Origin of the sequence: Paraburkholderia panacisoli (genome assembly GCF_008369935.1) — a bacterium.
Lineage (GTDB): Bacteria > Pseudomonadota > Gammaproteobacteria > Burkholderiales > Burkholderiaceae > Paraburkholderia > Paraburkholderia panacisoli.
Map to the genome: position 1 here is coordinate 427,523 of NZ_VTUZ01000002.1, position 24,739 is coordinate 452,261.

23 protein-coding genes are annotated in these 24,739 nt (G+C 63.7%); 15 read left to right on the forward strand and 8 right to left on the reverse strand.

The window, feature by feature from the left end; translation table 11 throughout:
• Positions 1-3: 3 nt before the first annotated feature.
• From FVF58_RS04510 to hslU, 4 genes are all read left to right on the forward strand, one after another.
• Positions 4-1,098 carry a CobW family GTP-binding protein gene (locus FVF58_RS04510; protein WP_149668710.1) on the forward strand — a complete coding sequence of 365 codons (1,095 nt, stop codon included), beginning with the start codon at positions 4-6 and terminating at the stop codon, positions 1,096-1,098.
• A gap of 655 nt (positions 1,099-1,753) precedes the next feature.
• A complete protein-coding gene (gene dksA / locus FVF58_RS04515; RefSeq protein ID WP_012431412.1) occupies positions 1,754-2,173 on the forward strand; it encodes an RNA polymerase-binding protein DksA in 420 nt (139 codons plus the stop codon).
• A 440-nt stretch (positions 2,174-2,613) separates the two neighbouring features.
• Positions 2,614-3,150: an ATP-dependent protease subunit HslV gene (gene hslV / locus FVF58_RS04520; RefSeq protein WP_006050517.1), complete on the forward strand. Its 537-nt coding sequence runs from the start codon at positions 2,614-2,616 to the stop codon at positions 3,148-3,150.
• A 9-nt stretch (positions 3,151-3,159) separates the two neighbouring features.
• A complete protein-coding gene (gene hslU, locus FVF58_RS04525; protein WP_149668711.1) occupies positions 3,160-4,506 on the forward strand; it encodes an ATP-dependent protease ATPase subunit HslU in 1,347 nt (448 codons plus the stop codon).
• Between the two features lie 149 nt (positions 4,507-4,655).
• Here the strand turns inward: hslU and FVF58_RS04530 are convergent, their stop codons facing one another.
• Both FVF58_RS04530 and FVF58_RS04535 read right to left on the reverse strand, forming a co-directional pair.
• A complete protein-coding gene (locus FVF58_RS04530) occupies positions 4,656-5,198 on the reverse strand; it encodes a response regulator transcription factor (RefSeq protein WP_149668712.1) in 543 nt (180 codons plus the stop codon).
• The gene (locus tag FVF58_RS04535) at positions 5,195-6,502 is read right to left on the reverse strand and encodes an ATP-binding protein (RefSeq protein ID WP_149668777.1); all 1,308 of its coding nucleotides are present in this window, start codon (positions 6,500-6,502) and stop codon (positions 5,195-5,197) included. The genes FVF58_RS04530 and FVF58_RS04535 overlap by 4 nt, the downstream gene beginning before the upstream one ends.
• 123 nt (positions 6,503-6,625) lie before the next feature.
• On the opposite strand from FVF58_RS04535, the gene FVF58_RS04540 reads away from it, so the two are divergent.
• A complete protein-coding gene (locus FVF58_RS04540) occupies positions 6,626-8,263 on the forward strand; it encodes a tetratricopeptide repeat protein (protein ID WP_149668713.1) in 1,638 nt (545 codons plus the stop codon).
• Between the two features lie 63 nt (positions 8,264-8,326).
• On the opposite strand, the gene FVF58_RS04545 is transcribed toward FVF58_RS04540, so the two are convergent.
• Positions 8,327-8,551, reverse strand: a complete 225-nt coding sequence (locus FVF58_RS04545; protein WP_149668714.1) for a cysteine-rich CWC family protein — start codon at positions 8,549-8,551, stop codon at positions 8,327-8,329.
• A 263-nt stretch (positions 8,552-8,814) separates the two neighbouring features.
• Here FVF58_RS04545 and argB point away from each other — a divergent pair, with 263 nt between their 5' ends.
• The 7 genes from argB to FVF58_RS51195 all read left to right on the forward strand — a co-directional run bounded on the left by argB (position 8,815) and on the right by FVF58_RS51195 (position 16,154).
• Positions 8,815-9,714 carry an acetylglutamate kinase gene (gene argB, locus FVF58_RS04550; protein WP_007179687.1) on the forward strand — a complete coding sequence of 300 codons (900 nt, stop codon included), beginning with the start codon at positions 8,815-8,817 and terminating at the stop codon, positions 9,712-9,714.
• A 248-nt stretch (positions 9,715-9,962) separates the two neighbouring features.
• Positions 9,963-10,766, forward strand: coding sequence for an HAD-IA family hydrolase (locus FVF58_RS04555; protein WP_149668715.1), 804 nt, complete (start codon positions 9,963-9,965; stop codon positions 10,764-10,766).
• On the forward strand, positions 10,733-11,428 hold the full coding sequence (gene slmA / locus FVF58_RS04560) for a nucleoid occlusion factor SlmA (RefSeq protein WP_149668716.1): 696 nt from the start codon (positions 10,733-10,735) through the stop codon (positions 11,426-11,428). The genes FVF58_RS04555 and slmA overlap by 34 nt, the downstream gene beginning before the upstream one ends.
• Before the next feature lie 292 nt (positions 11,429-11,720).
• The gene (metX, locus tag FVF58_RS04570; protein ID WP_149668717.1) at positions 11,721-12,866 is read left to right on the forward strand and encodes a homoserine O-succinyltransferase MetX; all 1,146 of its coding nucleotides are present in this window, start codon (positions 11,721-11,723) and stop codon (positions 12,864-12,866) included.
• Positions 12,863-13,471, forward strand: coding sequence for a methionine biosynthesis protein MetW (metW, locus tag FVF58_RS04575; protein ID WP_149668718.1), 609 nt, complete (start codon positions 12,863-12,865; stop codon positions 13,469-13,471). The genes metX and metW overlap by 4 nt, the downstream gene beginning before the upstream one ends.
• Before the next feature lie 14 nt (positions 13,472-13,485).
• Positions 13,486-14,880 carry an AmpG family muropeptide MFS transporter gene (locus FVF58_RS04580; protein WP_149668719.1) on the forward strand — a complete coding sequence of 465 codons (1,395 nt, stop codon included), beginning with the start codon at positions 13,486-13,488 and terminating at the stop codon, positions 14,878-14,880.
• A 35-nt stretch (positions 14,881-14,915) separates the two neighbouring features.
• Complete coding sequence (locus FVF58_RS51195) at positions 14,916-16,154, forward strand: M48 family metallopeptidase (protein ID WP_188130709.1); 1,239 nt, start codon at positions 14,916-14,918, stop codon at positions 16,152-16,154.
• A gap of 27 nt (positions 16,155-16,181) precedes the next feature.
• Here FVF58_RS51195 and FVF58_RS04595 read toward each other — a convergent pair whose 3' ends face one another.
• The 5 genes from FVF58_RS04595 to gatC form a co-directional block, all read right to left on the reverse strand.
• Positions 16,182-16,961 carry an exodeoxyribonuclease III gene (locus tag FVF58_RS04595; protein ID WP_149668722.1) on the reverse strand — a complete coding sequence of 260 codons (780 nt, stop codon included), beginning with the start codon at positions 16,959-16,961 and terminating at the stop codon, positions 16,182-16,184.
• 46 nt (positions 16,962-17,007) lie between these two features.
• Positions 17,008-17,847 carry a PPK2 family polyphosphate kinase gene (locus tag FVF58_RS04600; RefSeq protein WP_149668723.1) on the reverse strand — a complete coding sequence of 280 codons (840 nt, stop codon included), beginning with the start codon at positions 17,845-17,847 and terminating at the stop codon, positions 17,008-17,010.
• A gap of 134 nt (positions 17,848-17,981) precedes the next feature.
• Positions 17,982-19,457: an Asp-tRNA(Asn)/Glu-tRNA(Gln) amidotransferase subunit GatB gene (gene gatB / locus FVF58_RS04605; protein WP_149668724.1), complete on the reverse strand. Its 1,476-nt coding sequence runs from the start codon at positions 19,455-19,457 to the stop codon at positions 17,982-17,984.
• A gap of 5 nt (positions 19,458-19,462) precedes the next feature.
• Positions 19,463-20,950, reverse strand: coding sequence for an Asp-tRNA(Asn)/Glu-tRNA(Gln) amidotransferase subunit GatA (gene gatA / locus FVF58_RS04610; protein WP_149668725.1), 1,488 nt, complete (start codon positions 20,948-20,950; stop codon positions 19,463-19,465).
• A 170-nt stretch (positions 20,951-21,120) separates the two neighbouring features.
• A complete protein-coding gene (gatC, locus tag FVF58_RS04615; protein ID WP_074762686.1) occupies positions 21,121-21,420 on the reverse strand; it encodes an Asp-tRNA(Asn)/Glu-tRNA(Gln) amidotransferase subunit GatC in 300 nt (99 codons plus the stop codon).
• A gap of 377 nt (positions 21,421-21,797) precedes the next feature.
• On the opposite strand from gatC, the gene FVF58_RS04620 reads away from it, so the two are divergent.
• From FVF58_RS04620 to mreD, 3 genes are all read left to right on the forward strand, one after another.
• The gene (locus FVF58_RS04620; RefSeq protein WP_004189550.1) at positions 21,798-22,841 is read left to right on the forward strand and encodes a rod shape-determining protein; all 1,044 of its coding nucleotides are present in this window, start codon (positions 21,798-21,800) and stop codon (positions 22,839-22,841) included.
• A 153-nt stretch (positions 22,842-22,994) separates the two neighbouring features.
• On the forward strand, positions 22,995-24,098 hold the full coding sequence (mreC, locus tag FVF58_RS04625; protein ID WP_149668726.1) for a rod shape-determining protein MreC: 1,104 nt from the start codon (positions 22,995-22,997) through the stop codon (positions 24,096-24,098).
• A complete protein-coding gene (gene mreD, locus FVF58_RS04630) occupies positions 24,095-24,607 on the forward strand; it encodes a rod shape-determining protein MreD (protein ID WP_149668727.1) in 513 nt (170 codons plus the stop codon). Before mreC ends, mreD begins: the two co-directional genes overlap by 4 nt.
• The last annotated feature ends 132 nt before the right edge of the window (positions 24,608-24,739 follow it).

Below are 24,739 nucleotides of genomic sequence, written 5' to 3' on the forward strand. Positions count from 1 at the left end.
AACATGATTCCAGTCACCATCCTGACCGGCTTTCTCGGCAGCGGCAAAACGACCCTGCTCAAGCGCATCCTGAACGAAAAACACGGCATGAAGATCGCCGTCATCGAAAACGAGTTCGGCGAAGAGAACATCGACAACGAAATTCTCGTGCAGGACACGGGCGAGCAGATCATTCAGATGAGCAACGGCTGCATCTGCTGCACGATTCGCGGCGACCTGTCGCGCGTGCTGGGCGATCTGGCCGCGAAGAAGCAGGCGGGCGAAGTGGACTTCGACCGTGTCGTGATCGAAACCACCGGTCTCGCGAATCCGGGCCCGGTCGCGCAGACGTTCTTCATGGACGACCAGATCGCCAGCGAATTTTTGCTCGATGCGATCATCACGCTGGTCGACGCGAAGCACGCGAACCAGCAGCTGGATGAGCACGAAGTGGTGCAGCGCCAGGTCGGTTTCGCCGACCGCCTCTTCATCACCAAGGCCGATCTGGTCGACGAGGAGCACGTGGCCGATCTGCGCCACCGTCTGCTGCACATGAATCCGAAGGCGGCGATCAAGGTCGTCAATTTCGGCGAGGCGGACATCAAGGAAATCTTCGATCTGCGCGGCTTCAACCTGAATTCGAAGCTGGAAATCGACCCGGACTTCCTCGCCGAAGACGAACACGCGCACAGCCACGCTCACGCGCACGACGAGCACGGCCACACCCACACCGACCACGATCACGACAACTGCGATCACGACCACGGCCAGTGTGACCACGAAGGCCACGATCACGCGCATCACCACCATGCGCATCACGACGACAAGATCAAGTCGTTCGTATACCGCAACGATCGTCCGTTCGATCCGAACAAGCTGGAAGATTTCCTCGGCGGCATTCTGCAGATCTACGGCGAGCGCCTGCTGCGCTACAAGGGTGTGCTGTACATGAAGGGTGTCGATCGCAAGGTCGTGTTTCAGGGCGTGCATCAGATGATGGGCAGCGATCTGGCCGCGAAATGGCAACCGGTCGAGAAGAAGACCAACAAGATGGTGTTCATCGGCATCGAACTGCCGCAGGACCTGATCACCGACGGTTTGGACGCCTGCCTCGCCTGAGCGTTCTTCCAGTTAGCGGCGCATGGGGTGGCTTGCGCGGTGTCAGGCGCACTGCGCCCTGCCGCTCCGGGCACGCGCATCGCATGCACACTCGCGCCGTTAATCATCTGCTGAATACGCGCGAGCCGGCTGAAAGGCGACCGAAAAGTCGCGTGTGTGAAAAGCGCGTGAAAACCCTGCTGTATTAAAGCGCGCCTGACCATCGCTTTTTGGTCGGGCGCGCGTTATATTTTCGGGATATCGGTGCGCTGTAAGGAGATTTTCGCTAGTTGCGGTGCAAGATTGTGATTCAGTTACAATACGTGCCCACTGGAGAATGACAACGAATTGCCCGGTCAGCGCGTATCCGCGCCGGGCCAGACGCGGCGCCGGAAAATCTTGTCCGGGAAGCACGCCGACAATGCCTGCGACAGCCTGAGAAGGCCAGCTGCCGGCGAGCAATACCTCAGGAGCATTTGAGAATCGGTTTCCAGAGGAGTTCGGCCCCGCATTGGCGTTGCGACGCCCGGCGTGTGGGCGCCAGGCGCTTCGGCGTCACGACAGTCCACCGTCCGTGCCCGCCTTGGCGCTTTGCGTCTTCGAGGCGCCTTTGCGGGCAATACGAAAGTGCGGGCACTATGTAAGAGTTTTGCCTCACATTGAAGAAGTAAGCCAGATGACGACGAAACGACTCTTGACCGAAGCCGAAATCCTGAAGATGAGCGACAAGGATTACATGAATGAGGATCAGCTCGCCTTCTTCAAGAACAAGCTCGAACAGCTGCAGGCGGACATTCTCCGCAATGCCGGCCAGACGACTGAGAACCTGCGCGAAACCGTAATCGTGCCGGATCCGGCCGACCGTGCAACGATCGAGGAAGAGCATGCGCTCGAACTGCGCACGCGCGACCGCGAGCGCAAGCTGCTGAAGAAGGTGCAGCAGTCGATCGCGCGAATCGATTCCGGCGACTACGGCTGGTGCGAGGAAACCGGTGAGCCGATCGGCATTCCGCGTCTGCTCGCGCGACCCACGGCAACCCTGTCGCTCGAAGCGCAGGAGCGCCGCGAACTGCGCCAGAAGCTGTTCGGCGACTGAACGCTTGCGGCGCGGCTTCGGGTCCGCGCCCTGATACGCTGCTTCGTCGAGAGGCGCACGGTGAACCGTGCGCCTTTTTTCGTTTGTGCGGCGCTGTTTGCGTGACGCTGTGATGACCAGCGCACGCGGCCGCTGCCCGGCATTGTCGATATCGCGCCAATCGCTGTGGGTTTCCGCACGCGCGTACGTCTGGCGCCTCCCCACTTTGCGCGGTCCGCCGCCGCACCATTCCTGCCGCCGTACCAATCCCCCTGTTTTTTGTCTTATGCCGTTTGGCAGCTCTTGATATGACCGTGCACGCCCTAAAATAAATCGGACATGCGCTGCACGAGCGCGCGCCGGCTCTCCTGAATCCGAGCGTCGCGCGCCGTCCGTTTTCAGGTTTATCCGGTAGCGCGTCGCGCTGCCGCGCCCTACCCGTTTTGCAAAGAGGAACGCATATGGAGCAATTTCACGGCACGACGATCGTCTCCGTGCGCCGCGGCGACAAGGTCGCGCTCGGCGGCGACGGCCAGGTGACACTGGGCAACATCGTCATGAAAGGCGGTGCGAAGAAAGTCCGGCGCATCTATAACGGCAAGGTGCTGGTCGGCTTCGCCGGCGGCACGGCCGACGCCTTCTCGCTGCTCGACCGCTTCGAAGCGAAGCTGGAAAAACACCAGGGCAATCTCACACGCGCCGCCGTCGAACTCGCGAAAGACTGGCGCACCGACCGCATGTTGCGTCGCCTGGAAGCCATGCTGATCGCCGCGGACGCGACCACCACCCTCGTCATCACCGGCAACGGCGACGTCCTCGACCCTGAAGGCGGCATCTGCGCGATCGGTTCGGGCGGCGCCTATGCGCAAGCGGCCGCCAAGGCGCTCGCCGACAACACCGAGCTGTCGCCCCGCGAAATCGTGGAGAAGTCGCTGGAGATTGCCGGCGACATGTGCATCTACACGAACCACAACCGCGTTATCGAGACGATCGAGTAAGGACCTACGATGAGCACAATGACCCCCGCCGAGATCGTCTCCGAACTCGACAAACACATCATCGGCCAAGGCCGCGCGAAGAAAGCCGTGGCCGTCGCGCTGCGCAACCGCTGGCGCCGTCAGCAGGTCGACGAACCGCTACGCCAGGAAATCACGCCGAAGAACATTCTGATGATCGGACCGACCGGCGTCGGCAAAACCGAAATCGCGCGGCGTCTGGCGAAGCTCGCCGACGCGCCGTTCATCAAGATCGAAGCCACCAAGTTCACGGAAGTCGGCTATGTGGGCCGCGACGTCGACAGCATCGTGCGCGACCTGATGGAAACCTCGGTCAAGCAGACCCGCGAAACGGAAATGCGCAAAGTGCGGACCAAGGCCTGCGATCAGGCCGAGGACCGCATCCTCGACATCCTGCTGCCGGGCGCGCGCCCGATCGGGTTCGGCGCGAGTTCGAGCGCCGTCGACACCGCCGACGAAGGCAGCAGCACGCGCCAGACGTTCCGTAAGCGTCTGCGCGAAGGTCTGCTCGACGACAAGGAAATCGAGCTGGACGTCGAACAGCCGCAAGTGGGTATGGACATCATGGGGCCGCCGGGCATGGAAGACATGACCGAGCAGATCCGTTCGATGTTCGCGAACATCGGCGGCGGCAAGAAAACGCGCCGCAAGCTGAAGGTGAAGGAAGCGCTGAAGGTTCTCACCGACGAAGAAGCCGGCAAGATGCTCAACGACGAAGAGGTGAAAGCCAAGGCGGTGCAGAACGTCGAGCAGAACGGCATCGTGTTCCTCGACGAGATCGACAAGATCGCGTCGCGCAGTGAAACCGGCGGTGGCGAGGTGTCCCGTCAGGGCGTGCAGCGCGATCTGCTGCCGCTCGTTGAAGGCACCACGATCAACACCAAGTACGGCATGGTGAAGACCGATCACATTCTGTTCATCGCGAGCGGCGCGTTCCATCTGGCCAAGCCGAGCGATCTGATCCCCGAACTGCAGGGCCGCTTTCCGATTCGCGTCGAACTCGACTCGCTGTCGGTGAACGACTTCGAAGCGATTCTCGTGTCCACCGACGCGAGCCTCGTCAAGCAATACCAGGCACTGCTCGCCACCGAAGACGTGCATCTCGAGTTCGCCGACGACGGGATTCGCCGCCTCGCAGAGATCGCCTATTCGGTGAACGAGAAGACCGAGAACATCGGCGCACGGCGTCTGTACACGGTGATTGAAAAGCTGCTCGAGGAAGTGTCGTTCGCGGCCGGCAATCACTCGGGCAGAGCGGTGCAGATCGATGCGGCCTATGTCGATCGTGCGCTGAACGAAGTGGCCGGCGACGAGGATCTGTCGCGCTACGTGCTGTGATGTTCGTGCTGTTGGCGCGTCAGGCTATTTGCATTGCCTGACGCAGGTCAAACATGACGAGTAAAAAAACGGGCTGCCTTTGACGAGGCAGCCCGTTGTCGTTTTTTCACCGCGGGCGCATGCACCTACGCGCAAGCGCCACGTCGCGCTTACTGTTTGACCGGCCGCTTCGCCAACTTGCGCTGCAGTGTTCGACGATGCATGTTCAACGCACGCGCGGTGGCCGAAATATTGCCGCCATGTTCCGCGAGCACACGCTGAATATGCTCCCACTCCAGACGCGCAACCGACAACGGCGTGGGATGCTCGATCGCCTCTTCGGCTTGCAGCGCGCTCGCTTCGCTTTGCAGCGCCGACAAAATCGTTTCGACGTTGGCGGGCTTCGCGAGGTAATTGTCCGCGCCGTCTTTCACCGCTTGCACAGCGGTGGCGATGCTCGCATAGCCGGTCAGCACCAGCATCCGCGCATCGGGCTGCAAATCGCGCAACGGCGCGACGAGCGTGAGGCCGGAGTCGTTGCCCAGATGCAGATCCACCGTGATCTCACTGAACTTCTGCTGGTTCGCGAGCTTGATCGCCTCATCCGCGTTGTGCGCTTCGCTCACCGTGTAGCCACGCCGGGTCAGACCGCGAGCGAGGATGCCGGAGAAAACCTCGTCGTCGTCGATCACCAGAAAATTCTTTTCGCTCATGCCTGTTTCTCCGTGTTGGTTGGCGCGGCGCCCTGGAGGGCCGCGCCGGATAATTTGCGCCCGGCGAATGGCAGTCTCAGCACCGCACGCGTGCCGCGCGGCGCAATCGCGCTGACATCGGTCAACTCGACCGAACCCTTCAGACGCGCCGCCGCCGAAAAGGCCAGATAGAGGCCCACGCCGTGTCCGCCCTGCGTGCTGTCCACCGGCATCGCACCGAGCAGGCCGCGTAACGCAGCCGGAATGCCCGGGCCCGCATCGCAGACTTCAAACACGATCTGGTCGCCGCGCGACGCGAGCGAGCACGACAGCGTCACGTGATCGCGGCTCGCTCGCGCGGCGTTGTCGAGCAGAATCGTGAGAATCTGGCTGACGGCCACCGTATCGTCAAGACTGACTTCCGGGGGCGGCACGCCGATGCGCTCGAACTTCACATGCGGATGACGCAAGCGCCACTGCTCGGCAAACGACTCGAGCCATTCGCCAACCGGCTGCCGATTGGTCGTCGACGCGCGGCTGCGCAATCGCGCGAGCGCCGACGTGCACAACGTCATCTGCTGTTCGAGCAATTCGAGATCGGCGCTGTACGGCGCGAGCCCTTTGTCGCTGCGTGCCGCGTCCCGTAGTTCCTCGGACAACATCGCGATTGTAGACAGAGGCGTGCCGATTTCGTGTGCCACGGTGGCGGCCTGCACACCGAGCGCGACCGCGCGTTCGTCGTGAAGCAAGCGCTGCTGCGCTTCTCCGAGCGCTGCGTCACGTAGCCGCAGCGCCCGCGACATACGCGCGACGAACCATGCGATCAGCCCGACGCTCACCATGAAGTTCACCCACATGCCGGCACGATAGTAGTCGAAGAGATTCGCGGGGTTGTCGAGATTCAGCGGTACGGAATCGAAACTGAGCACCGCATAGCAGGCAACGGCGAACGCCGCGAGCCATGCCATCAGGTGCCAGGGCAACACCGCGGCGGCGATTGCCAGTGATGGCAGGTAGAGCGAAACGAATGGATTGGTGGTGCCGCCGGAGAGAAACAGCAACGCGGACAGCGCGCCGAGATCGACCCAGATCTGGCCGAACAATTCCATATTCGATTCGGGCCGCTGCTGCGAAACGCGCCACCACGTGAGGGCGTTGAAGATCACTTCGAGAGCGATCACGAGCAGCATCGCGGGCAACGGCAGATGCACGCCGATGAAGATCTGCACGATCGCGATCGTTATGAGCTGACCGATGATGGCAAGGCTGCGCAGCCAGAACAAATGGCCAAGATTGACGCGGCCGGTGTTGGTTATACGATGCATCACACTAGTTCACCTTTCGGACTGGTCCGATTTACGCCGCCGCGCTGCCGCCATAATATGGTGTATTTGCAACAGCGCCGCACAGGCCGGCTTTCTATTCTCGGCCCTTCCCTCGCGTCCCCCATGCTGCCCACTCCCACTCGCGAAGCCAACGCCTCATCAGCTTTCCTGAATTATTTGCGCGAAGCCGCTGCAGCCCGCGACAACGGCATGCCGGAAGCCGAGGCTAAATGGCTTGCCGCTGCGGCGCAACTGCATCCGCTCGACGACGCTTCGCTCAAATCGCTCATCACTGCGTTGCTCGAACGGCATCGTCACGACGACGCTATCGAATGCGCCGCCATTATTGCCCAACTCGATCCGAATCGCGCTCTGTCGCACTTTCGTGTCGGCTATACGCTGCAAATGGCCGATCGGCATCGCGAAGCCATCGCCCATTATCGCCGCGCGCTCGCAATTGAACCGGCGCTGCCGCTGTTGCGCAACAATCTCGCCGTTGCGCTGATGCTCACCGGCGGGGACATCGGCGAGCAGCTTGCGCTTCTGCAAAGCGCGGTGCGCGACGACCCCGAAAATGGGGAGGGCTGGACCAATCTCGCCAATGTGTACCGCAAGAGTCTGGATCTGCCGAACGCGCTCGAGGCGGGCGCACGCGCCGTGCAGTTCACGCCGCTCAGTCCGCTGGCGCATAACAACTATGCGCTGGCGCTACGCGAAGCGCAACGCTGGACGGAAGCGGAGCAAGCCGCTACGACGGCCTATACGCTGGCTCCGCACGACGCCACCATGCGCTCCAATCTCGCGATGCTGCAACTCATGCGCGGCGATTGCACGCACGGCTGGTTGTCGCACGAAGCGCGCTGGGACGGCTCGCGGGAACTCGGAGGCAAACGCCCGTCGATGCCCGCGCCGACCTGGCGGGGCGAACCGCTCGCCGGCAAGACACTATTCGTGTGGGGCGAGCAAGGCATGGGCGACGTGTTGCAGTTCTGCCGCTATATTCCGATGCTGGCCGAGCGCGTTCATCGCGAGGGCGGCCGTCTGCACTGGAATTCGTTCCCGCAGATGGGCGCGCTGCTCGCACGCAGCCTCGGCTCCCACGTGGACCAGTACTCGGCGGGCGGCAGCGTCGAATCGATGCCGCCGTTCGACTACGAGATCCCCCTACTCAGCCTGCCGCTGATCTTCGACACGCGCGAGGAGACGATCCCAACCTCGACGCCCTATCTGCTTGCGGATGCGGCAGCGCGCGAGTCGTGGCGCAAGCGGCTCGCCGGAGAATCGCGGCTCAAAGTCGGGCTCACATGGAGCGGCAGCCTCGGTCATCAGCGCAATCCGTTCCGGCGCGTCAGTTGGGAACGCTATGCCGAGCATTTCGGCGGCATGCAGGACGTGGCGTTTTATTCGCTGCAGCCGGGCGCGACCGCCGACGTTGCCGCCGCTCGCGCGGCCGGTCTGCCGTTGACCGACTACACCGCCGAATTCGCGAGCTTCGACCATACTGCCGCGTTTGTCAGCGAACTCGATCTGGTCATCACGGTGTGCACGTCAGCGGCGCATTTGAGCGGCGCGCTCGGCCAGCGCACCTGGGTGCTGCTCGACGTCAATCCGCACTGGGTCTGGCTGCTCGACCGCAGCGACAGCCCGTGGTACCCGAGCGCGACGCTGTACCGCCAGCCCAGGTTCGGCGAATGGCAGCCGGCGCTGCAAGCCATGGCCCATGACCTGCGCATACTGGCGGCCCAACATCGCGCTGCTTAACTGAACGGCACGTGGACAACGCGGCGCCGCCACGTGCCCGCGACATGCCAAAGCCCGCGCGCGTCAGGACAAGTCAGCGCCGTGCCCCGCCTGAGCGGCTTGGGCAATCTCAGCGGCCAGACATTCCGGGCACAGACAGCGGCTGCGTGGATCGAGCCTGTCCGCCGGCAACGGCGGCATTTCGCGGCACCAGCACTCGGACGGCTGCGCATGCATGGCACAGTCGAACGCGTTACCGCAGCGCGGGCAGCGCGCGCTGCTTTTGGAACGGGAAGCGGAAGGTTTCATGACGGGCCGGGGTATCGCGGAGGCATCGGTCAGGAAATGATGCCACGACTGGCAAGCCCGCGTGAGTTGTCCATTCGGCTAATTCACAAGCGTCATGCAAGCACGTTAAGCTTGATCGCCGATTGAGGGCTGCGTGTCGCCATTGCGCAACGCGCAATGCCCATGCCGCCCAGCGCTCGCGCCATTATCGAAAACCCTGTTGCAGCGCGCCAGTCCTGTACAATTCGCCCTGTTTTAACTGTTCCGTGCCTGAGCCTGCCGCCATGTCCGAGCTTCCCGACCTTTCGCAGATCGCGCCCACCCTGAAGGCTGAAATCCTGGCCGAGGCGCTGCCCTACATTCGCCAGTATCACGGTAAGACCGTGGTCATCAAATACGGCGGCAATGCCATGACCGAGGAGCGGCTGAAGCAAGGCTTCGCACGCGACGTGATCCTGCTGAAGCTGGTCGGCATCAATCCGGTCATCGTGCACGGCGGTGGCCCGCAAATCGACCAGGCGCTCAAGAAGATCGGCAAACAGGGCACGTTCATCCAGGGCATGCGCGTCACCGACGAAGAGACGATGGAAGTCGTCGAATGGGTGCTCGGCGGCGAAGTGCAGCAGGACATCGTCACGCTCATCAATCACTTCGGCGGCCACGCGGTCGGCCTGACCGGCAAGGACGGCGGCCTGATCCACGCGCGCAAGATGCTAATGCCGGACCGCGACAATCCGGGCCAGTACGTCGACATCGGCCAGGTGGGCGAGGTCGAGGCGATCAACCCGGCCGTCGTGAAAGCGCTGCAGGACGACGCATTCATTCCGGTCATCTCGCCGATCGGTTTCGGCGAAGACGGCCTGTCGTACAACATCAACGCGGACCTCGTGGCGGGCAAGCTGGCAGTCGTGCTGAACGCCGAAAAGCTCGTGATGATGACCAACATCCCCGGCGTGATGGACAAGGAAGGCAATCTGCTGACCGACCTGTCGGCTCGCGAAATCGACGGCCTGTTCGCCGACGGCACGATCTCCGGCGGCATGTTGCCGAAAATCTCGTCGGCGCTGGACGCGGCCAAGAGCGGCGTGCGTTCGGTGCACATCATCGACGGCCGTATCGAACACTCGGTGCTGCTGGAGATTCTCACCGAACAGCCGTTCGGCACGATGATCCGTTCGCATTGATTCCTGCCTCAAACCCGGCACACGCGGCGCGTCGCAACGGCGCGCCATGTGTGTCGTGTGTCATCGCTGCCACGCCTTACAGCGCGAGCGGCGCTTACTGCTGCATTTACGGCAACACGTACGGCAGGCCGCCACGCGCTGCTCTGTGGCGCCGGCAAGCTCTCCCCTCGTCTTCAACCGCCCGCACCGTGAACCGTCCGCGTTCGCCGCGCGCAGCGATTGTCCACGCCTGAACGGCGTCCTCCATCATGCGCACCCCCACTTCTCGACGCCGTCGTCCGCATATCGCAGGTGGCAAGCCGGTCTGGCTGTTCGATCTCGACAACACGCTGCACCACGCTTCACACGCAATCTTCCCGGCAATCAACCAAGGGATGACGCGGTACATCATCGACGCGCTGCAAGTGGACATCGACGAAGCCAATCGGCTGCGCACCGGCTACACGCAGCGCTACGGCGCGGCGCTGCTCGGCCTGACGCGCCACCATCCGCTCGACGGGAACGACTTCCTGAAGGTCGTGCACACATTCCCCGATCTCGGCTCGATGATCCGTCACGAGCGCGGCATCGCGCGGATCGTCGCGGCGCTGCCGGGCCGCAAGATCGTGCTGACCAACGCCCCTGAAGCGTACGCGCGCGCGGTGCTCGCCGAACTGCGCATCGAGCGTCTGTTCGAGCAGGTGATCGCGATCGAGCACATGCGCGATCGCCGGCGCTGGCGCGCCAAGCCCGACCACGCGATGTTGCGCAAGGCCATGCGCGACGCGCACGTGTCGCTCGAAGACGTGATCCTGGTGGAAGACACGCGCTCGCATCTGAAGAACTACCGGCGCCTCGGCATCCGCACGGTGTGGATCACCGGACATCTGCCGCGCAAGCCGCACGCGGACGGCGTGCCGACGCGTCTGCCGGGCACCGGCCGGCCGCACTATGTCGACCGGAGCGTTCGTTCGTTAAAATCGCTACGACTGGGCAGCCGCTCGGTTCGATGGAAGGGACAGCAGCCGGGACGACAGCCATGCAGCCGATCGACAAGCCTGACGAAGCCTTAGCCGAACACGAAACCCCTGCGCCGGCCGCGCAACGCGCGCAGCGCCTGAAGCCGGGCGAGCGCCGCGTGCATATCCTGCAGACGCTCGCCGCGATGCTGGAAGCGCCGAAAAGCGAAAAGATCACCACGGCGGCGCTCGCCGCGCGGCTCGGCGTATCGGAAGCCGCACTGTACCGCCATTTCGCCAGCAAGGCGCAAATGTTCGAAGGGCTGATCGAGTTCATCGAGCAGACGCTGTTCGGCCTCATCAACCAGATCGCCGACAGGGAAAGCAACGGCGTGCTGCAAGCGCGCGCCATCGCTTTGATGTTGCTCAACTTCCCCGCAAAGAATCCCGGCATGACGCGTGTGCTGACGTGCGAGGCCCTGGTCGGCGAGCATGAACGGCTGACCGAGCGCGTCAATCAGATGCTGGAGCGCGTCGAGGCGTCGCTGAAGCAGTGTTTGCGGCTGGCGCAGATGGAAGCGAATGCCGCTGCGGGCGAAGGCGCACAATCCGCCGCACACGCCGCCATACCGCTGCCCGCCGGCTACGATCCCGCGATCCGCGCGAGCCTGCTGCTGAGCTACATCATCGGCCGCTGGCATCGTTACGTGCGCAGCGGTTTCGCGCGTCCGCCCGCCGAACATGCCGACGCGCAACTGCTGCTGATTCTTCAGTAGTGCGCGCGGCGCGCGGCGTGTCGCGGGTGCGCCAGCGACGCTGTCGCGCGGGATTTTCCGCTATACTTTGCGCCTGACTGCGGTGCCCTAGGCATCGGGCACCGCATTCCAGAACACCCTGAACACCTATCACGCGCCGATTTGCTGACTCGATTGCGGGCGCGCGAGCCGCTGGGAGACCCCGCGGTTCACTATAAATGCGGCTAAAGAGGTCGTCAGCCGCGCACACAGTCTTCCTCCGTGCTTTGCCGACGCCGTCTAGCCGCCCTGTTTTTGTTAAATGGCGGAATGAATGGAATCGATCGGTATCGTCGCTCCCCAGAAAATGCATTTCACCGAGCCGCTGCAATTGCAGAACGGCAGCTCGCTCGCCGGTTACGACCTGATGGTCGAAACCTACGGCACGCTCAATGCCGCGCGCAGTAATGCGGTGCTGGTGTGTCACGCGCTCAACGCGTCGCACCATGTGGCGGGCGTGTACGCCGACAATCCGAAGGATGTCGGCTGGTGGGACAACATGGTCGGCCCGGGCAAACCGCTCGACACCGACAAGTTCTTCGTGATCGGCGTGAACAACCTGGGCTCGTGCTTCGGCTCGACCGGCCCGATGAGTATCAACCCGGCCACCGGCGTCCCGTATGGCGCGACGTTTCCCGTCGTGACCGTGGAAGACTGGGTCAACGCCCAGGCGCGCGTCGCCGATGAATTCGGCATCACGCGTTTCGCCGCCGTGATGGGCGGCAGCCTCGGCGGCATGCAGGCGCTCGCGTGGAGCATGATGTATCCGGAGCGTGTCGCGCATTGCATCGTGGTCGCGTCCACACCGAAGCTGTCCGCGCAGAACATCGCGTTCAACGAGGTCGCGCGCTCGGCGATCCTCTCGGACCCCGACTTCCACGGCGGCAACTACTACGCGCACGGCGTGAAACCGAAGCGCGGCCTGCGCGTCGCGCGGATGATCGGCCACATCACGTATCTGTCGGACGACGACATGGCCGAGAAATTCGGCCGCTCGCTGCGCCGCGCGGAAGGCGCGCTGGACGCGTACAACTTCAACTTCGACGTCGAGTTCGAAGTGGAGTCGTACCTGCGCTACCAGGGCGACAAGTTCGCCGACTACTTCGACGCGAACACCTACCTGCTGATCACCCGCGCGCTCGATTACTTCGACCCGGCCAAAGCCTTCGACGGCGATCTGACGGCAGCGGTCGCGCACACCACGGCCAAGTATCTGATCGCGAGCTTCTCGACCGACTGGCGTTTCGCGCCGGCCCGATCGCGCGAACTGGTGAAGGCGCTGCTCGACCACAAGCGCACCGTCACCTATGCGGAGATCGACGCGCCGCACGGCCACGACGCCTTCCTGCTCGACGACGCGCGCTATCACAACGTGCTGCGCGCCTACTACGAACGTATTGCGAACGAGGTGAACGCATGAACCAGCGAGCACTCGATTACCTGGCGTTGCGCCCGGACTTCCGCGCGATCGCCCGCTGGGTCGAACCGCGCGCCACCGTGCTGGATCTGGGCTGCGGCGACGGCTCGCTGCTGTCGCTGTTGACCGAAGAACTCGACGTGCAGGGCTACGGCATCGAGATCAACGACGCGGGCGTGCTGGCGTCGACGCAAAACGGCGTCAATGTGATCCAGCAAAATCTGGAAGATGGGCTGCGCCTGTTCGAAGACGGCAGCTTCGATTTCGCGATTCTGTCGCAGACGCTGCAAACCATTCATCAGACCGCCGCGATCCTGCGCGAGACGGTGCGGGTGGGCAAGGAATGCATCGTGTCGTTTCCGAATTTCGGCTACTGGGCGCACCGGCTGTCGGTGCTGCAGGGTCGCATGCCGGTGTCGAAGTCGCTGCCGTATCAATGGCACAACACGCCGAACGTGCGGGTGCTGACGATCAAGGATTTCGAAGCGCTCGCGCCGGAGGTCGGCATCGAAATTCTCGACCGCGTCGTGCTGCACGACGGACAGGTGGTGCGCTGGGGCGTGAACTGGCGTGGTAGTCTTGCGGTCTATCGCGTCAAGAAAAGCTAACGCAAGCTATCCACATGTCGAACCCGCCGCACGAGGCGCCTGCACTTACCGCTCACGAAGAACATCCCGGCTGGCGCGCGTTTCTGAATACGCGCATGCTGATCTGCGTCTTTCTCGGCTTCACGTCGGGGTTGCCGCTGTTCACGCTCGTCTATCTGGTGCAGGCGTGGCTACGCTCCGAAGGGGTCAACCTGAAGGAAATCGGCCTCTTTGCGCTGATCCAGTTCCCGTACACCTGGAAATTCATCTGGGCGCCGCTGATGGACCGCTATGTGCCGCGCTTTCCAGGCTGGCGGCCAGGCCGACGGCGCGGCTGGATGCTGGTCACGCAAATTCTGGTGGGCGGCGCGATCGCGGCTTTGGGCTTCGTGTCGCCGCGCGATTCGATCTGGACCGTCGCGGCATTGACGGCCCTGGTCGCGTTTTTCGGCGCGAGCCAGGACATCGTGATCGACGCGTACCGGCGTGAGCTGCTGAGCGATACGCAGCAGGGTCTCGGCAACGCGGTGCATGTGAACGCGTACAAGATCGCGGCGCTGGTACCCGGCTCGCTCGCGTTGATTCTGTCCGACCATTTGCCGTGGGCCACTGTCTTTATCGTCACGGCTGCGTTCATGCTGCCGGGCATGGCGATGACGCTGGTGGTCAGCGAGCCCAAAGTGCACGGCACGCCGCCGAAGAACCTGCGCGAAGCGATCGTGCAGCCGTTCAAGGAATTCATTCAGCGCGACGGCTGGCGCGGCGCGCTGTTCGTGCTCGGCTTCATCTTTCTGTACAAGCTTGGCGACACGATGGCGACCACGCTGTCCACCTCGTTCTTTCTCGACATCGGTTTTTCGCGCACGCAGATCGGCGTGATCGCGAAGACCACCGCATTCGGCGCGAGTCTCGCGGGCGGTATTGTCGGCGGAATCTGGCTGATGAAGATCGGCATCGGCCGGGGCCTGTGGATCTTCGGCATCCTGCAGATGGTGTCGACGCTTGGCTTTGCGTGGCTCGCGCATCTCGGCCCGGCATCGCCCGGTCTCACAGCGATCTACGACATCGCCGTCTGGCTGAGCGAGGGCACGACGAAGCTGCTGGCGCTGGTGGGCATCGACTGGGCCGTAGAGCTCGAGCCGCGCTCGGTCGCGCTGGCGCTCGTCTACGGCTTCGAAACCTTTGCCACCGGGCTGACGATGGCCGCGTTCACCGCGTACATCGCGAGCACCACCGACCCGCGCTACACGGCCACCCAGTTCGCGCTGTTCACGAGCCTGGCTTCGGTGCCGCGCACGCTGGCATCGGCGGCGAGCGGCTATGTGGTCGCGCAGATAGGCTGGTTCGACTACTTCATCGTGTGTACCGCGCTTGCGTTGCCCGGCATGCTGCTTCTGATGCGTATCGCGCCGTGGAGAGAGCGGTTGTGAAAGCGCAACTCTCGACTCGCGCGCAGCGCCTGGGCATGAGGCGCGCGCCATCGTTCGGGTTCAGCGCCAGCCGCGCGGCGCTAGGTGCGGTATGCGCGCTCGGCTGTGCGGGCAGCTTCGCGTTGGTGATGCCTTCGAGCGCATACGCGGCCACGTCGGCGGCCAGCGCGGCGGCACCTGCAACGGCCACCGCGACGGCCAGCGCGACCGCTACGGCAACCCCGCCAACCGCGAAGTCAGCGACGGCCGCAGCGGCTGCGGCAAACGCCGAGAGCGCGACAGCGGCGACGCCGAACAGCGCCCCTAACGCGACGAACCCTACCAGCTCACCCAACGCCGGCAGCGCGCCGGCCGCCACGCCGCCCTCTGCGGCACCGCAGGCCCCGCCGCCCGTCACCGCGAAGACACCGGCTGCGACGTCGGCGCCGCCTGCATCTCCGCCGCCGTACACGCCCAACACTTCAAACACGCAGTTGCGCTACGGCGACTACCTGGTATTCCGCAACCTGATCCCATCGCCGATGCTCGAGGCGCAAGCCGCCGAAGAGTTCAACCAGATTGCCTATGGCGCTGAACACGCGAAGCGCCTGTACGCCGACACCGACGCCCACGTCACGCGCGTGCGGTCGATCGTCGGCCGGATGATTCCGTACTCATTGAAATGGAACGAGCGGGCCAAGGGCTGGAAGTGGGATGTAGCGGTGGTGCGCTCGACCGATATCCGCATGTACTGCCTGCCTGGCGGCAAGATCGTCGTCTACGGCGGACTGCTCGACCGCCCGCGTCTGAACGACAACGAACTCGGCATGCTGATCGGCCACGAGATCGCGCATGCGCTGCGCGAGCATGCGCGCGAGCGGCTCGGCCAGCTCCAGGCCAGCCAGCTCGATTCGTCCGGCACGATCCTGCAACTGTTCGGGCTGGCCGATCTCGGCGCGGCGCCGCTCGGCATCGGCTCGCGCCTGTTGGAAATGAAGTACGAGAGCACCGACGAAACCGAAGCCGACGTGATCGGCAGCGACATCGCGTCACGCGCGGGCTTCGATCCGCGCGCGGCGGTCACGCTGTGGGACAAGCTCGCGCAAGCGACGCGCGGCGATCGTGAGCGCGGCTTCATCTACGTGCACCCGTACACGCCGGCGCGTCGTCAGGACATCATCAAGCGTCTGCCGGACATGCTGCCGCTCTATGCGAAGGCGATCGGCAAGAGCGTGGATGCGCTGCCGGACTACGCGGGCATCGGACGCCCGCGCCGTAAAACAGCCGCCGACTGAAGCCGCGCGGCGCGGGCCGGGACGTGCTTACTTCTTGACCTTGTGATCGTAGTCGACCGTCAGCGGCGCATGGTCGCTGAACTTGATATCGCGGAACACGTCGGTGCGATTCGCCTTGCTCGCGATGCCCGGCGTCGCGATCTGATAATCGATCCGCCACCCGACGTTCTTCGCGTAAGCCTGGCCGCGATTGCTCCACCACGTGTACTGCTCCGGCCGCTGGTCGAGCGTGCGGAACACGTCGACGTAGCCCACTTCATCGAACAGTTTGGTCAGCCACGCGCGCTCTTCCGGCAGGCAGCCCGAGTTCTTCTGGTTGCTCTTCCAGTTCTTGATGTCGATTTCTTTATGGACGATGTTCACATCGCCGCACACGATCACCTCGCGCTGCTGCGCCAGTTCAGCCAGATGCGGCATGAACTCGTCCATGAAACGGAACTTGGCCTGCTGGCGATCGTCTCCGCTCGAGCCCGACGGCACGTACACCGAAATTACCGACAGCTTGCCGAAACGCAGCTCGACATAGCGCCCTTCCGGATCGAACTCCTCGCTGCCGAAGCCGATCACCACTTCGTCCGGTTCGTGACGCGTGTACACGCCCGCGCCGCTATAACCCTTCTTCACCGCGTGCTGGAAATAACCGGTGAAATCATGCGGCGCCATGAATTCCGGCGTCATGTCGTCCTGCGAGCATTTGATTTCCTGTACGCACAGCACGTCTGCATTCTGTTCGCCGAACCATTCGAAAAAGCCTTTCTTCGCCGCCGAGCGGATGCCGTTCAGGTTGGCGGTAATCACACGCAACATGTCGTTCCTTTTATGTTCAATTCGTTTCTGGGGCTAACGGGCAAGGTCACTCGACCTTGATACCCTTCAGCGATTCCTTGGGAGGCGGATATTCGAGCTTCAGCTCCTGCAGCGCACGCAGCAACAACTCGGCGACCATCACGTTGCGATGCGTCTTCGAGTCGGCCGGAACCACGTACCACGGCGCGTAATCGGTCGACGTCATCGCGAGCGCGTCGCGATAGGCCGACTGATAAGCGTCCCATTGCTTGCGCGCTTCGAGATCGGACACGTCGAATTTCCAGTGCTTGCTCGGGTCGTCGATACGCGCTTGCAGACGCACACGCTGCTCGTCTTTCGAAATGTGCAGCATGCACTTGACGATGGTCGTGCCGCTATACGCGAGCATCTCTTCGAACTGGCGAATGTGGCAGCAGCGCTGCTCGAAGGCTTGCGCATCCAGTTCGCCGCGCACGGTGGGCACCAGCAGATCTTCGTAGTGGCTGCGGTTGAAGATCGTCAGCTCGCCGGCGGCGGGCGCCTGCGAATGGACGCGCCACAGAAAATCGTGCGCGAGTTCGACGGGCGTCGGCGCCTTGAACGGCACGATGTGCAAGCCGAGCGGATCGACGTCGTGAAACACCGCGCGAATCGTGCCGTCCTTACCGCTCGTGTCCATACCTTGCAGCACCAGCAACACGCGACGCTTCTGCTGCGCGTGCAGGCACTCCTGCTGCATTTCGAGCTGCGCGCCGATTTCCGCGAGCCGATCTCGGTCCGTGTCTTTCGAGCCGGTTGAAAACGGCTTCGCGCCGGGGTCGAAATCGTTGAGAGAGAACCGGGTTTTTTTCTTGCCGTTGTCGAAATACGGCACGCGGAAATCGTCGAGTTCGGGTTGCTTCGCCATCCACACACTCCGTGATCTGCGTTCGGGGGTCGCAAAAGCGGGCCCGCAAAATGAAACGGGCCGTTGCCCCACTTTCGTTTCCGGCAACAGCCCGTGATGTCCCGCGCGTGAACGCCCGGGCCGTGCGTCTTAACTCAGGACAGCTTCTTCTTCAGCAGTTCGTTCACCTGCGCGGGATTGGCCTTGCCCTTGGTCGCCTTCATCGCCTGACCGATCAGCGCGTTGAACGCCTTTTCCTTGCCGGCGCGGAATTCCTCGACCGACTTCGGGTTCGCGGCGAGCACCTCGTCGATGATCGCTTCCAGCGCGCCGGTATCCGAAATCTGCTTGAGCCCTTTCGCTTCGATGATGCGATCGGCGGCGGCTTCGTCGGTGGCCTTCTCTTCCCAGATCGCGAGGAAGATTTCCTTCGCGATCTTGTTCGAGATGGTGCCGTCGGCAATGCGTTGCAACAGCAGCGCGAGTTGCGCGGACGAAACCGGCGACGCGTCGATCTCCAACCCTTCGCGATTCAGTTGCGACGACACTTCGCCCATCAGCCAGTTCGCCGCGACCTTCGCGTTGGCCGGGCCGACCTTGCCGACCACCGCTTCGTAGTACGCGGCCATGGCCTTGCTCGCGGTCAGCACGTTGGCGTCGTACGGCGTGAGGCCGTATTGCGACACGAAGCGCTGCTGGATCGCCACCGGCAGCTCCGGCATCTCGCCCTTCACGCGCTCGATCCACGCCGCGTCGATCACGAGCGGCATCAGATCGGGGTCGGGGAAATAGCGGTAGTCGTGCGCGTCTTCCTTGCTGCGCATGGAGCGCGTTTCACGCTTGTCCGGATCGTACAGACGCGTTTCCTGCACCACCGTGCCGCCGTCTTCGATCAATTCGATCTGGCGACGCACTTCGTACTGGATCGCTTCTTCGAGGAAGCGGAACGAGTTCAGGTTTTTGATCTCGGCGCGCGTGCCGAATTCCGCCTGACCAACCGGCCGCACCGACACGTTCGCGTCGCAACGGAACGAGCCTTCCTGCATGTTGCCGTCGCAGATGCCGAGCCACGTGACGAGCGTGTGCAGCGTCTTCGCGTAAGCCACCGCTTCCGCCGCGCTGCGCATTTCCGGCTCGGTGACGATTTCGAGCAGCGGTGTGCCGGCGCGATTCAGGTCGATGCCGGTCATGCCCGCGAAGTCTTCGTGCAGCGACTTGCCCGCGTCTTCCTCGAGGTGAGCGCGCGTGAGGTTGACGACCTTCTCGTACGCTTCCTTGCCCGCCTTCTCATTGGCCGGCACCTGAATCGTCATCTGGCCGCCTTGCACGACGGGAATTTCGTACTGGCTGATCTGATAGCCCTTCGGCAGATCGGGGTAGAAATAATTCTTGCGCGCGAAGATGCTGCGCGGCGCCACCGTCGCGCCGATCGCGAGACCGAACTGGATCGCGCGCTCGACCGCGCCGCGGTTCATCACCGGCAAGGTGCCCGGCAGCGCGAGATCGACAGGGCAAGCCTGCGTGTTCGGCGCGGCGCCGAACTGCGTGGCCGCGCCCGAGAAAATTTTCGATTGAGTCGACAGTTGCGCGTGGGTCTCCAGACCGATCACGACTTCCCATTGTTTGGCCATGGTGCTCACACTCCTGCCGGTGCTTTGCGGTGCCAGTCGGTCGCGCGCTGGAACGCGTCGGCCACTTGCAGCATCCGGGCTTCATTGAAATAGTTGCCGATGATCTGCAGACCCACCGGACGCTGCGCATTCGCGCCCGCGCCGAAGCCGCACGGCACGCTCATGCCCGGCAAACCGGCGAGGCTCACCGACAACGTGTAGATGTCGGCCAGATACATCTGCACCGGATCGTCGCCCTTCGCGCCGAGATCCCACGCCACCGACGGCGCGACCGGTCCCATGATGACGTCGCAGTGATTGAACGCTTCCTGGAAGTCCTGCGCGATGATGCGGCGGATCTTCTGCGCCTGCAGGTAGTACGCGTCGTAATAGCCGTGCGACAGCACGTACGCGCCGACCATGATGCGGCGCTTCACTTCCGGACCGAAGCCTTCGGCCCGTGACTTCTTGTACATGTCGAGCAGATCGCGGTATTCGGCAGCGCGATGGCCGAAGCGCACGCCGTCGAAACGCGACAGGTTCGACGACGCCTCGGCGGGCGCGATCACGTAGTACACCGGGATCGACAGTTCGGTTTTCGGCAGCGAGACATCGACGAGCGTGGCGCCGAGCGCTTCGTACTGCTTGAGCGCGGCGTCGATCGACGCGCGCACGTCATCGGCCAGACCCGCGCCGAAGTACTCCTTCGGCAGGCCGATGCGCAAGCCGGCGAGCGGCTTGTCCGCGCCGTCTTCCTTCCACGGCTTGCCGAGGTAGCGCGTGTAATCTTCGTCGTCGCGCACGAGGCTGGTCGAATCGCGCTCGTCGAAGCCGGCCATCGCGTTGAGCAGCGTCGCGCAGTCCGCGGCGCTCTTCGCCATCGGGCCGCCCTGATCCAGCGACGACGCGAACGCGATCATCCCGTAACGCGACACGCGGCCATAGGTCGGCTTGATGCCGGTGATGCCGGAGAACGACGCCGGCTGACGAATCGAGCCGCCGGTGTCCGTGCCGGTTGCGGCGGGCGCGAGACGCGCGGCCACGGCTGCCGCCGAGCCGCCCGACGAACCGCCCGGCACCGACTGGCGGTCCCACGGATTCTGCACGGGGCCGAAGTACGAATTCTCGTTGGACGAGCCCATCGCGAACTCGTCCATATTGGTCTTGCCCACGCACACCATGCCGGCGTTCTGCAAACGCGCGACCACGGTGGCGTCGAACGGGCTCTCGTAGTTCGCCAGCATCTTCGAGCCGGCGGTGGAGCGCCAACCCTTGGTGACGAATACGTCCTTGTGGGCGATCGGCAGGCCGGCCAGCGGGCCGGCGTGGCCGGTGTGGAGCAGCGCGTCGGCGGCTTTCGCCTGCGCGAGCGTCAGCTCGTGATCGACCTGGATGAACGCGTTCAGGCCATTGGCCGCGTCGATCCGCTTCAGGTACAGCTGCGCCAGTTCGACTGCGGAGCATTCCTTGGCCGACAGTGCGGCGCGCAGTTCAGTCAGACTTTTTTCATGCATTGCGTTTTATCCTGGAAAGCGCGGCAGCGCAGTCACGCTGCCGTGGAGGCGTTCGGCTGCCCGCCGGCGAGCCTGGCCGGGAAAGCCGGCGATGGCGGACGCACGCGCCCGTTGCGCGGAGCGCCCTGCCGCGCAGGCTCGCGAGCCGCGCCGGGCTTGCCGCGCGGGTCTTACTCGATCACCTTCGGCACGAGGTACAGGCCGTCTTGCACGGCCGGCGCCGGGCGTTGGAAAGCTTCGCGTTCGACGGTCTCGGTTACGGCGTCGTTACGCAGACGCAGCGCGACGTCTTCGATCTGCTCGATCGGATGGGCAAGCGGGGCGATGCCGGTGGTATCGACCGCCTGCATTTGCTCGACGAGGCCGAAAAAATCATTGAGCTGGGCACGCGTGTGCTCAGCGTCGGCGTCGGCCAGTTCGAGCCGCGCGAGATGCGCGATGCGCTTAACATCGGTCAGGGTCAGAGCCATGCAGTCACCGGAAAATGTGGTGGGCAGCCGCAGCGTGGAAAAAACGACGCTGCAACAGCAAGTTACGACGCGATCGGACAAGTCGGAAAAAGGGGACGGCGGTGGCAAAAGTGCCATCCGTTTCCTTTAAAACATCCAAAATTATAAGGTATGATTACGCGTTCGACCCAAACCCGGACCGACTTACCAAGGCCTTTCTGAACAATTCCCAAAGATCGTTCGGATTTTCCGCCTTGGCTTTGCAACGGCCTCCGGTAGACTCCCTCGCAGCTTCAAGTTCCAGTGGCGCAACTCCCGCCCGGTTGAAGCTGTTATTTTTCCGCTGCCGCCCTACGCATACATTGCGAGGCCCGGCCCCCAGCGAGACAGGATTTTGAATGTTCGGTTTTTTGCGCAGCTATTTCTCCAACGATCTGGCGATTGACCTCGGCACCGCCAACACGCTCATCTACATGCGTGGCAAGGGAATCGTTCTTGACGAACCGTCGGTGGTTTCGATCCGCCAGGAAGGCGGTCCCAACGGCAAGAAAACCATTCAGGCAGTCGGTAAAGAAGCCAAGCAGATGCTCGGCAAGGTGCCGGGCAACATCGAGGCGATCCGCCCGATGAAGGACGGCGTGATCGCCGACTTCACCGTCACCGAACAGATGATCAAGCAGTTCATCAAGACGGCGCACGAGTCGCGCATGTTCTCGCCGTCGCCGCGCATCATCATCTGCGTGCCGTGCGGTTCGACCCAGGTCGAGCGCCGCGCGATCAAGGAAGCCGCGCACGGCGCGGGCGCGTCGCAGGTGTATTTGATCGAAGAACCGATGGCCGCCGCGATCGGCGCCGGCCTGCCGGTGTCGGAAGCCACCGGCTCGATGGTCGTCGACATCGGCGGCGGCACGACCGAAGTCGGCGTGATCTCGCTCGGCGGCATCGTGTACAAGGGCTCGGTGCGCGTGGGCGGCGACAAGTTCGACGAAGCGATCGTCAACTACATCCGCCGCAACTACGGCATGCTGATCGGCGAGCAAACCGCCGAAGCGATCAAGAAGGAAATCGGCTCCGCGTTCCCCGGCTCCGAAGTCAAGGAAATGGAAGTGAAAGGCCGCAATCTGTCGGAAGGCATTCCGCGCAGCTTCACCATCTCCAGCAACGAAATTCTCGAAGCCCTGACCGATCCGCTGAACCAGATCGTGTCGTCGGTGAAGATCGCGCTGGAACAAACGCCGCCGGAACTGGGCGCGGACATCGCCGAACGCGGCATGATGCTCACCGGCGGTGGCGCACTGCTGCGCGATCTGGACCGTCTGCTCGCCGAAGAAACCGGCCTGCCGGTGCTCGTCGCCGAAGACCCGCTGACTTGCGTCGTGCGCGGCTCGGGCATGGCGCTCGAACGCATGGACAAGCTGGGCAGCATCTTCTCATACGAGTAAGCGAGCCTCTCTCCATGTCAGTAGCGCGGATCTGGCACACGGCCCCTTGCGGGCCGGTTTGCCGTTGGCTGGACCGCCCAGCCTCCGCGCGCTGAACGCGCGTCCCGCGCGCGCCGCCGTCTCACCCAACCGCTCACGCCCCCGGCGCCGACCATGGAATACAGTCCGCCGCCCCTGTTCAAGCAAGGCCCATCCGCGCTCGCACGGCTGGTGTTTTTCGTCGTACTGGCGATTGCCTTGCTGATCTCCGATGCACGCTTCCAGACGCTTGAAATCGTTCGCGGCGTGCTCGGCGCGGGTCTTTATCCGTTGCAACGCGCGGCCCTCGTGCCGCGCGACATCTTCATGGGCGCCGCCGATCTGGCCGTGACCAGCGCGACGCTGCGCAGCGAAAACGACAAGTTGCGCACCAAAGATTTGCAGCTCTCGCAGCAAGCCAACACGGCTTCCGAACTCGCCGCCGAAAACACCCATTTGCGCGCGCTGCTGCAACTGTCGCAGCGCTCCACCACGGAATCCCTGCCCGCCGAAATCCAGTACGACACGCGCGATCCGTTCACGCAGAAGGTGGTCATCGGGCGCGGTGCGCAGCAGGGCATCCAGGACGGTTCGCCGGTCGTCAACGAAGACGGCGTGATCGGCCAGGTGACGCGCGTGTTCCCGCTGCAGGCCGAAGTCACGCTGCTGACCGACAAGGATCAGGCAGTGCCGGTCCAGATTGTGCGCACTGGCTTGCGCAGCGTGATTTACGGCACGCCGAAGGGCGACACGCTCGATCTGCGCTTCGTGCCGATCAGCGCCGACGTGCAAACCGGCGACGAACTCGTCACCAGCGGACTCGACGGCGTCTATCCGCCGGGGCTGCCGGTCGCCAAGGTCGTGCGGGTCGACAAGCAGGCCGACACGGCGTTCGCGCGCGTGGTCTGCCTGCCGATCGCGCCGGTGCGCGGCGCGCGTCAGTTGCTGGTGCTGCACTACGTGAACAACGTGCCGCCCCGTCCGGCCGAAGAACCCGACGCCGCCGCGGCCGCGAAGGAAGCGAAGAAGAAGGGCGGCAAGCAGGCCGACGGCAAAGCCGCGGCGGACAAATCCGCAGCCAAGCCCGGCGAAAAAGCCGCCGCCGAAAAGCCCGCCGCCGCCAAAAGCGCCGAAAAAGCCCCGGCCAAACCGGCCGCCGCAGAGAAGAAGCCCGCCGACAAGAAGCCGGCCTCCGAGAAAAGCGCGAAGCCGCAGGCTACGCCGGGGGTCAAGCCATGAACCGTCCGCAATACATTCTGCAGCCGGTCAATCCGTACTTCATTTCGTTCAGCCTCGCCGCGGCGTTCCTGCTGAACCTGATGCCGTGGGGGCGCCTCATCGGCGTGCCGGACTTCGTCGCGCTCGTCCTGCTGTTCTGGAACGTGCATCAGCCTCGCAAAGTCGGCATGGGTATCGCGTTTTTCCTCGGCTTGCTGATGGACGTGCACAACGCCAGCCTGCTCGGCGAACACGCGCTGGCGTACACGCTGTTGTCGTATGGCGCGATCACGATCCACCGCCGCGTGCTGTGGATGTCGCTCGGCGTGCAGACCTTCGCGGTGATGCCGCTGCTGGTCGCCGCGCAACTGGTGCCGTTCGTGATCCGTCTGCTGACGGGTGCGGCGTTTCCGGGCTGGGGTTACCTGATCGACGGTTTCGTCGAAGCCGCGCTGTGGCCGATCGCCAGCGTGCTGTTGTTGATGCCGCAACGCCGCCCGGCCGATCCGGACGATACGCGGCCCATTTGATCCCGCATCGGGGCCGCCGGCCGTTCCGTTCTGCTGGAACTCATCCGCCCGGCCCGCCCGACGCGTAGCGCTGTTCATGCCTCCCGGTTCCGGCCGGATTAGGCGCACACTCTTGATGGCCGTCATCCGGCC